The organism is uncultured Mailhella sp., from assembly GCF_944324995.1.
GTDB lineage: Bacteria > Desulfobacterota > Desulfovibrionia > Desulfovibrionales > Desulfovibrionaceae > Mailhella.
Genome location: NZ_CALUYL010000042.1, coordinates 1 through 6,794 on the forward strand (window position 1 = coordinate 1; position 6,794 = coordinate 6,794).

Here is a 6,794-nt window from a genome sequence, read left to right on the forward strand (position 1 = left end):
GCTCTGGCTCTCGGCATGGGCGCCGGCTGCGCTAAGAAGAACGCTGAAGTGGAAAACGTGGAACCCGCTCCCGTGGCTTCCTCTTCTTCCGCCCTTGACGCTGCTGCTCAGCAGATCACCGACGGTGTCGTGTACTTCGACTTCGACAAGTACGACATCAAGGCTGAATATCGCGACATGCTGCAGCAGAAGGCTGAACTCATGAAGCAGTATCCTTCCATCCGCGTGCGCATTGAAGGCAACTGCGACGAACGCGGCACCCAGGAATACAACCTCGCCCTCGGCGAACGTCGTGCCCGCGCTGCCTATGAATACATGATCCGCCTCGGCGTGCCTGCCGACCAGCTCGACATCATCTCCTACGGCAAGGAACGTCCCGCCGTTGAAGGTACCGGTGAAGCTGTGTGGGCCAAGAACCGTCGTGACGAATTCAACGTCATCGCCCGCTAGTTTCAGCTGATTTTCGGCTGCCCTGTGTCCTCTACAGGGCAGCCGTTTTTTTATGTTCGGGGCGTGGCGCAGGGGTAGCGCGTCTGCTTTGGGAGCAGAAAGTCGCTGGTTCAAATCCAGTCGCCCCGACCATTTCGGAGTTGTGACCGTGTGTCGCGACTCTTTTTTTTTATTTGCCGTCAGGCGGCGTCTGAGTCTGACGACGCGCGCCGAATCCCTAAAAAAGGGATGCCGTTTCGTGCCGGACGGGAGTGCCGGGCTCCTGCTTGAGGCCGGAGCAGCCGTGATGACGCCGAAAGACGGCGACCTGTTGTCGGGGCGGGTTCGGCGGGGCCTGACGAGAGGCGTCTTTGGGAGGCAACGGCGGAAGACGCGGACTTGAATTTCGGCGCTGCCTGTGCGTTTTGGAGCGAGGGGCCATGCGCTCGTCGTGCGTCTTGAAACTGCGGCTCGGGCCAGACCGGAGCGCGGCGGCGAAAGGCGGCGCCGCTTTGCAGGCAGCGCGGGACATGTGTCGGCGGCAGAGTGTTCCGCCGCGTTTTTACAGGGATTTTTCTGGCACGCGCGGAAGAAACCGGACCGGACTTTCCGAAACGTCGGAGCCCGGTGTGCGTCGGCCAGTCTGAAATCAGCGTGTATTGCTGCCGAATCGTGCGGCGACGGGGCGGGGAAAAGAAGGTTTGCAGCTCCTCGCGCGCCCGGAAAGAAAAAATTTTTTCAGGCTTGTTCTTTCCCGATGCGAGTTGCGGCAGAACGACGGGCGCAAAATGAAAAACTGTTGTCCCGGCATGTTTTTTTTTACATCTGCTTGACAACGGATTCCCTATTACGGAAAAGTAGAGCGTGACGAAGCATTATTCCGCTCATCAAAAACAGGAGGATATCATGTCTGTTTTTTCCAATATTGTCTGCTGCATCAGCCTTTCCGAAAACCCTGACGACGTGGCGCAGTACGTCAACGACATCACCCGCCAGAACGAAGCCAAGCTGATTCTCGTTCACGTGGCCGCCGACAACGAAGCCATTCTGCGCCGCACCGGCAGCAAGAACATGGTGGAAAAGCTCATTGAAGAAAGCCGCAAGGCCAACGAAGAGGCGTTCACCGAATACGTGAACAAGCATTTCGCCGGTCTCGACACCACCATCGTGCTGACCGAAGGCAAGGTGGAAGAGGAACTGCTCAAGGTCATCGACAAGTACTGCGCCGATCTCATCGTTATCGGCAGCATGTCCACCAAGGGCCTGTTCGGTTCTCTGTTCAACAAGCCTTCCGAAAGCATCATCGGCAAGACCCGCATTCCCGTCATGGTGATCCCCAACGATCTCAGCCTGGAATGCACGCCTGAGTTCTAATCGGCGTTTTTTTGCAGTGCAAGGGCCCGTCTGCTTCATGCAGGCGGGCCTTTTGCGTATGGGATTCAGCAGGACGAAAGCATGTCGGATGTTGTCGGAACGTGTACCGGGGAAAAAGGACACGGGGAGGCCGTCGGAAGGCGGGCGCAACATGAGGACGCAGGGGAAGGACGGGAAGACGCACGGAGCCTGCGGAGGCTCGGCGTTGTCGGGGAGTATCTTTTGTTTCGGGGCGAGGGCGCATGAGGCGCGAAGAGAACGGCATGCAAGGGGCACAGGAGGGGAAGAATGCCCGAAGGTGAGCGGTTTGACCTTTGCGTCGTCGTGCCCGGAGAGAGCTCCCTTAAAAGAATGCGAGGGGGCCGAGTTTTGCGGCGCTTTTCCTCTGGACGCGCCGCAGGCTCCGAGTCGTGAGTCTCGACGGACGGCGTTCGCGGTGACCTCCTTCGAGACGCAGTGCGGAGAAAGGCGAAGGCGAGACGAGAAATAGAAAAGGCGCTTGCTCAGGCAAGGCAAAGGCGGCTCGCGGACAGCGGGATGAGGGAAACGGGACGAGGATGACGAAAACAGGGGAGAACCTCGGACAATGTCCGTCGGGCAAAGAGGAGGGAAGGCCCGGCATGCCGAACAGCGCGGAGCGATGAAGCGTGCGGGCGGGGAAGGGCGAAGTCCGTCGTCTGCCGACGCGGGCATAAAAAACGGCCTGCACGTTGATGCAGGCCGCAAGGTCGCCGTGACGGCGGAACTCGATCAGTGCTTCCAGCGGAAAATAAATTCCTGTTCCACGTCCGGATGCAGACTCAGATGCACGGGGCAGGTGTGCGCGCAGTGCTCGATGGCGGCCTTCTGGCGATCGGTGTATTCGCGGTCGGGCATGTCGAGCACGACTTCTATTTTGCCGATGCGGCGGGGACTCGCGCTCATGACCTTGGTGATGGAAATTTCCGTGCCGGTGACGTCCACGTCGTGCTGTTTGGCGTAGATGCCGATGATGGTCATGGCGCAGGAGGCCAGAGCCGTGGCGCACAGATCGGTGGGGGAAAAGGCCTCGCCCTTGCCCTGATTGTCCACCGGGGCGTCGGTGACGATGGTGGTTCCGCTGGCAACGTGCGTGCATTCCACGCGCAGGTCGCCGAGATATTTCGCTTTCATGTTGGCCATGAGTGAACTCCTTTGCCCGGTGCGGGCGCTTTTGCGTCCGACCGCTGCGGTTGATTTGGAGCAAGCAATAGCGGCATACGCGCGTTTAGTCAACGCTCCGGTCTGAAACGGGATTCTTGTCAATGGGGCGCAGCACGCGGCAGGGATTGCCCGCCGCCACCACGCGCGCTGGAATGTTGCGCGTGACCACGCTGCCTGCGCCGATGACGGCTCCGTCGCCGATGCTGACGCCCGGCAGAACGGTGACGTGCCCGCCGAACCACACGTCGTCGCCCACGGTGACGGGCCTTGCGTATTCCAGACCCGAGGCGCGTTCCCTGGCGTCCAGCGGATGCACGGCGGTGTAGATGCCGCACTGCGGCCCGATGAAGCAGTTGCGGCCGAAGCGCACGGGCGCACAGTCGAGAATCACGAGATTGTAGTTGGCAAAGAAGTTTTCGCCGATTTCGATGTTGAAGCCGTAGTCGCAGCGAAAGCCCGGCTCGATGAGAAAGTTTTCTCCCGTGCGGCCCAGAATGCGGCGCAGATGCTCGCGCCGTTCGTCGAGCTGCGAGGGAAGATATCGGTCGCAGAGCACGCAGGCGTCCACGCAGGCGCGGTGCAGGCGGATGAGTTCTTCGTCCTGCACGCTGTAGATCTGACCCGCAATCATTTTTTCCCGTTCCGTCATGTCATTCTCCGCAAAAGAAAAGGCCGGAGCTTGCGCCCCGGCCTTCGAGTTCTTTGGCCTGTCAGGGAAATCCCTGCTTATTTCTTCTTGGCTACCAGTTCTTCAGAAATGCTGGCCGGCACTTTTTCGTAGTGGTCGAACTGCATGCTGAAGGTGGCGCGGCCCTGAGTGCGGGAGCGCAGGTCGGTAGCGTAGCCGAACATTTCGGACAGCGGCACGAAGCAGCTGATGACCTGGGCGCCGGCGCGGGCTTCCATGGCCTGCACCTTGCCGCGACGACCGTTGAGGTCGCCCATGACGTCGCCGAGGTAGTCTTCGGGAGTCACCACTTCCACGCTCATGATGGGTTCCAGCAGCACGGGGCTGGCCTTGCGCATGGCGTCCTTGATGGCCATGGAGCCGGTCACGTAGAAGGCCTGTTCGGAGGAGTCCACTTCGTGGTAGGAACCGAACACGAGGTTGACCTTCACGTCGACGGCGGGATAGCCGGCAAGCACGCCGCTCTTCAGGGCGTCCTGAATACCCTTGTCGATGGCGGGGATGTATTCCTTGGGAATGACGCCGCCGGTGATGGAGTTGATGAACTCGTAGCCCTTGCCAGGATTCGGCTCGATCTCGATGACGGCGTGACCGTACTGACCGCGACCGCCGGACTGCTTGGCGTACTTGGTGTCGGACTTGGAGGGTTTGGTGATGGTTTCGCGATACGCCACCTGGGGCTTGCCCACGTTGGCGTTCACGTTGAATTCACGGGTGAGGCGGTCGACGATGATGTCGAGGTGCAGCTCGCCCATGCCGGCGATGAGGGTCTGACCGGTTTCCTCGTCGCCCGTCACGCGGAAGGAAGGATCTTCCTTGGAGAGCTTGTTGAGGGCGGCGGACAGAGCGTCGCGGTCGGCCTTGGTCTTGGGCTCGATGGCCACCTGGATGACGGGATCCGGGATGTCCAGGGATTCCAGAACCACGGGAGCGTCGTCGTGGCAGAGGGTGTCGCCGGTGGAGACGTTCTTGAGGCCCACGAGGGCGACGATGTCGCCGGCGCCGGCCCACTTGATTTCTTCACGCTTGTTGGCGTGCATGCGCACGATACGGCCGATGCGTTCGGTCTTGCCGGAGGTGGAGTTCAGCACGGACATGCCGGGTTCCACATAGCCGGAGTACACGCGGAAGAAGGAGAGGTGGCCGATGTAGGGGTCGGCGGCCAGCTTGAACACGAGACCGGCCAGAGGAGCCTTGTCGTCGGCGGGGCAGGTGACTTCTTCGCCGGTGTTGGGATTCGTGCCCTTCATCTGCTCGATGTCGAGCGGAGAAGGCAGGTACTCGACGATGGCGTCGAGCAGGGGCTGCACGCCCACGTTGCGGAAGGCGGTGCCGCACAGCACGGGCACGATGGTCTGGGCGATGGTGGCCTTGCGGATGCAGTAATGGAGATCTTCCTCGGAAAGGGTGCCTTCCTCGAGGTACTTTTCCATCATGGCTTCGTCTTCTTCAGCCACGGCTTCCATCATTTCCAGGCGCTTTTCCTCATAGAGATCCATGAGGTCGGCGGGAATTTCTTCTTCCCAGAACTTGGAGCCCTTGCTGTCCTTGTCGAACATGATGGCCTTGCCCTTGACGAGGTCCACCACGCCGCGGAATTCGTCTTCGTGGCCGATGGGCAGCTGCAGCATGACGGGGTTGGCCTTCAGACGATCATGGATGGTCTGCACGGAATGGAAGAAGTCGGCGCCGATTCTGTCCATCTTGTTGATGAAGCAGATGCGGGGCACGTTGTAACGGTTGGCCTGACGCCACACCGTTTCAGACTGGGGTTCCACGCCGTTCACGCCGTCGAACACGGCCACGGCACCGTCGAGCACGCGCAGGGAACGTTCCACTTCGATGGTGAAGTCCACGTGTCCGGGGGTGTCGATGATGTTGATGGTGCGGCCCTTCCACTGGCAGTGGGTGGCGGCGGAAGTGATGGTGATGCCGCGTTCCTTTTCCTGTTCCATCCAGTCCATGGTGGACTCGCCTTCGTGCGTTTCACCAATCTTGTGGTTCACGCCGGTGTAGAAAAGGATGCGTTCGGTGGTCGTCGTCTTGCCGGCGTCAATATGGGCCATGATGCCGATATTGCGCAGATCCTTGATTTCAAAGGTACGGTTCGACATGGCGGCCTACCAGCGGAAATGAGCGAAAGCCTTGTTGGCTTCGGCCATGCGGTGGGTGTCTTCCTTCTTCTTCACGGAACCACCACGGTTGTTGAAGGCGTCGATGAGTTCGGCGGAGAGCTTGGCGATCATGCCCTTTTCGCCGCGGGCGCGGGAATAGGTGATGAGCCAGCGCAGCGCCAGGGAGATCTGGCGTTCGGGACGCACTTCGACGGGCACCTGATAGTTGGCGCCGCCGACGCGACGGGACTTGACTTCAACGTGGGGCTTCACGTTTTCCACAGCCTTCTCGAAAGCGTGCAGAGCGTCTTCACCGGTCTTTTCGCCGAGGATTTCCAGCGAACGGTAGAAGATGGTTTCCGCGGGGCCCTTCTTGCCGTCGTACATGAGACGGTTCACGAAGCGGGCCACGAGGCGGCTGTTGTAAATAGGATCGGGCAAGATTTCCCTTTTTGCAATGGGACCTTTGCGGGGCATGGTGATTCCTCCGTAAACAAGTTGGAATGGCCTTCAGAACCACTGAGAGACCATAAAAATGGAGCGCGGGGCTCTAGGATCAGTTCTTGGGACGCTTGGCGCCGTACTTGGAACGACGCTGACGGCGATCCTGCACGCCGGAGGTGTCCAGGGTACCACGAACGATGTGGTAACGGACACCGGGAAGGTCCTTCACACGGCCGCCGCGGATCATCACGACGGAGTGTTCCTGAAGGTTGTGGCCTTCGCCGGGGATGTAAGCCGACACTTCGATGCCGTTGGTCAGGCGCACACGGGCGACCTTACGAAGAGCGGAGTTAGGCTTCTTGGGGGTGGTGGTGTACACGCGGGTGCACACGCCGCGGCGCTGGGGGCATTCCTGCAGGGCCGGGGTCTTCTTTCTCTTCACCACCTTCTTCCGTTCGATACGGATAAGCTGCTGAATAGTAGGCATGTGTTCCTCCAAAATAAAAACACAAAGTTAGGCCAAAGAACGATATCAAATATCTTTGAATGATTAATTTGTCAAG

7 protein-coding genes and 1 tRNA gene are annotated in these 6,794 nt (G+C 59.8%); 3 read left to right on the forward strand and 5 right to left on the reverse strand.

All coding sequences use genetic code 11. The annotated features are described in order from the left end of the window. Window positions 1–15 precede the first annotated feature (15 nt). The 3 genes from pal to Q0K02_RS12285 all read left to right on the forward strand — a co-directional run bounded on the left by pal (window position 16) and on the right by Q0K02_RS12285 (window position 1,803). Window positions 16–450 carry a peptidoglycan-associated lipoprotein Pal gene (gene pal, locus Q0K02_RS12275; protein WP_294489474.1) on the forward strand — a complete coding sequence of 145 codons (435 nt, stop codon included), beginning with the start codon at window positions 16–18 and terminating at the stop codon, window positions 448–450. 57 nt (window positions 451–507) lie between these two features. Then, window positions 508–582 (forward strand) — tRNA-Pro (locus tag Q0K02_RS12280). A 753-nt stretch (window positions 583–1,335) separates the two neighbouring features. After that, window positions 1,336–1,803: a universal stress protein gene (locus tag Q0K02_RS12285; RefSeq protein ID WP_294489462.1), complete on the forward strand. Its 468-nt coding sequence runs from the start codon at window positions 1,336–1,338 to the stop codon at window positions 1,801–1,803. A 750-nt stretch (window positions 1,804–2,553) separates the two neighbouring features. Here the strand turns inward: Q0K02_RS12285 and Q0K02_RS12290 are convergent. The 5 genes from Q0K02_RS12290 to rpsL form a co-directional block, all read right to left on the reverse strand. Next, a complete protein-coding gene (locus Q0K02_RS12290; RefSeq protein WP_294489465.1) occupies window positions 2,554–2,964 on the reverse strand; it encodes an OsmC family protein in 411 nt (136 codons plus the stop codon). 85 nt (window positions 2,965–3,049) lie between these two features. Next, window positions 3,050–3,634: a sugar O-acetyltransferase gene (locus Q0K02_RS12295; protein WP_294489468.1), complete on the reverse strand. Its 585-nt coding sequence runs from the start codon at window positions 3,632–3,634 to the stop codon at window positions 3,050–3,052. 77 nt (window positions 3,635–3,711) lie between these two features. Beyond that, window positions 3,712–5,787, reverse strand: coding sequence for an elongation factor G (fusA, locus tag Q0K02_RS12300; RefSeq protein ID WP_294489471.1), 2,076 nt, complete (start codon window positions 5,785–5,787; stop codon window positions 3,712–3,714). 6 nt (window positions 5,788–5,793) lie between these two features. Further along, the gene (gene rpsG / locus Q0K02_RS12305; RefSeq protein WP_294445329.1) at window positions 5,794–6,264 is read right to left on the reverse strand and encodes a 30S ribosomal protein S7; all 471 of its coding nucleotides are present in this window, start codon (window positions 6,262–6,264) and stop codon (window positions 5,794–5,796) included. Window positions 6,265–6,343: 79 nt separating this feature from the next. Beyond that, window positions 6,344–6,718: a 30S ribosomal protein S12 gene (gene rpsL, locus Q0K02_RS12310; protein WP_077073592.1), complete on the reverse strand. Its 375-nt coding sequence runs from the start codon at window positions 6,716–6,718 to the stop codon at window positions 6,344–6,346. Window positions 6,719–6,794: the final 76 nt, after the last annotated feature.

Bases quoted from the DNA above. Each gene is read 5' to 3' on its own strand.
- pal (WP_294489474.1), top strand. From the start codon at position 16: ATGGGCGCCGGCTGCGCTAAGAAGAACGCTGAAGTGGAAAACGTGGAA.
- Q0K02_RS12285 (WP_294489462.1), top strand. From the start codon at position 1,336: ATGTCTGTTTTTTCCAATATTGTCTGCTGCATCAGCCTTTCCGAAAAC.
- Q0K02_RS12290 (WP_294489465.1), bottom strand. From the start codon at position 2,964: ATGGCCAACATGAAAGCGAAATATCTCGGCGACCTGCGCGTGGAATGC.
- Q0K02_RS12295 (WP_294489468.1), bottom strand. From the start codon at position 3,634: ATGACGGAACGGGAAAAAATGATTGCGGGTCAGATCTACAGCGTGCAG.
- fusA (WP_294489471.1), bottom strand. From the start codon at position 5,787: ATGTCGAACCGTACCTTTGAAATCAAGGATCTGCGCAATATCGGCATC.
- rpsG (WP_294445329.1), bottom strand. From the start codon at position 6,264: ATGCCCCGCAAAGGTCCCATTGCAAAAAGGGAAATCTTGCCCGATCCT.
- rpsL (WP_077073592.1), bottom strand. From the start codon at position 6,718: ATGCCTACTATTCAGCAGCTTATCCGTATCGAACGGAAGAAGGTGGTG.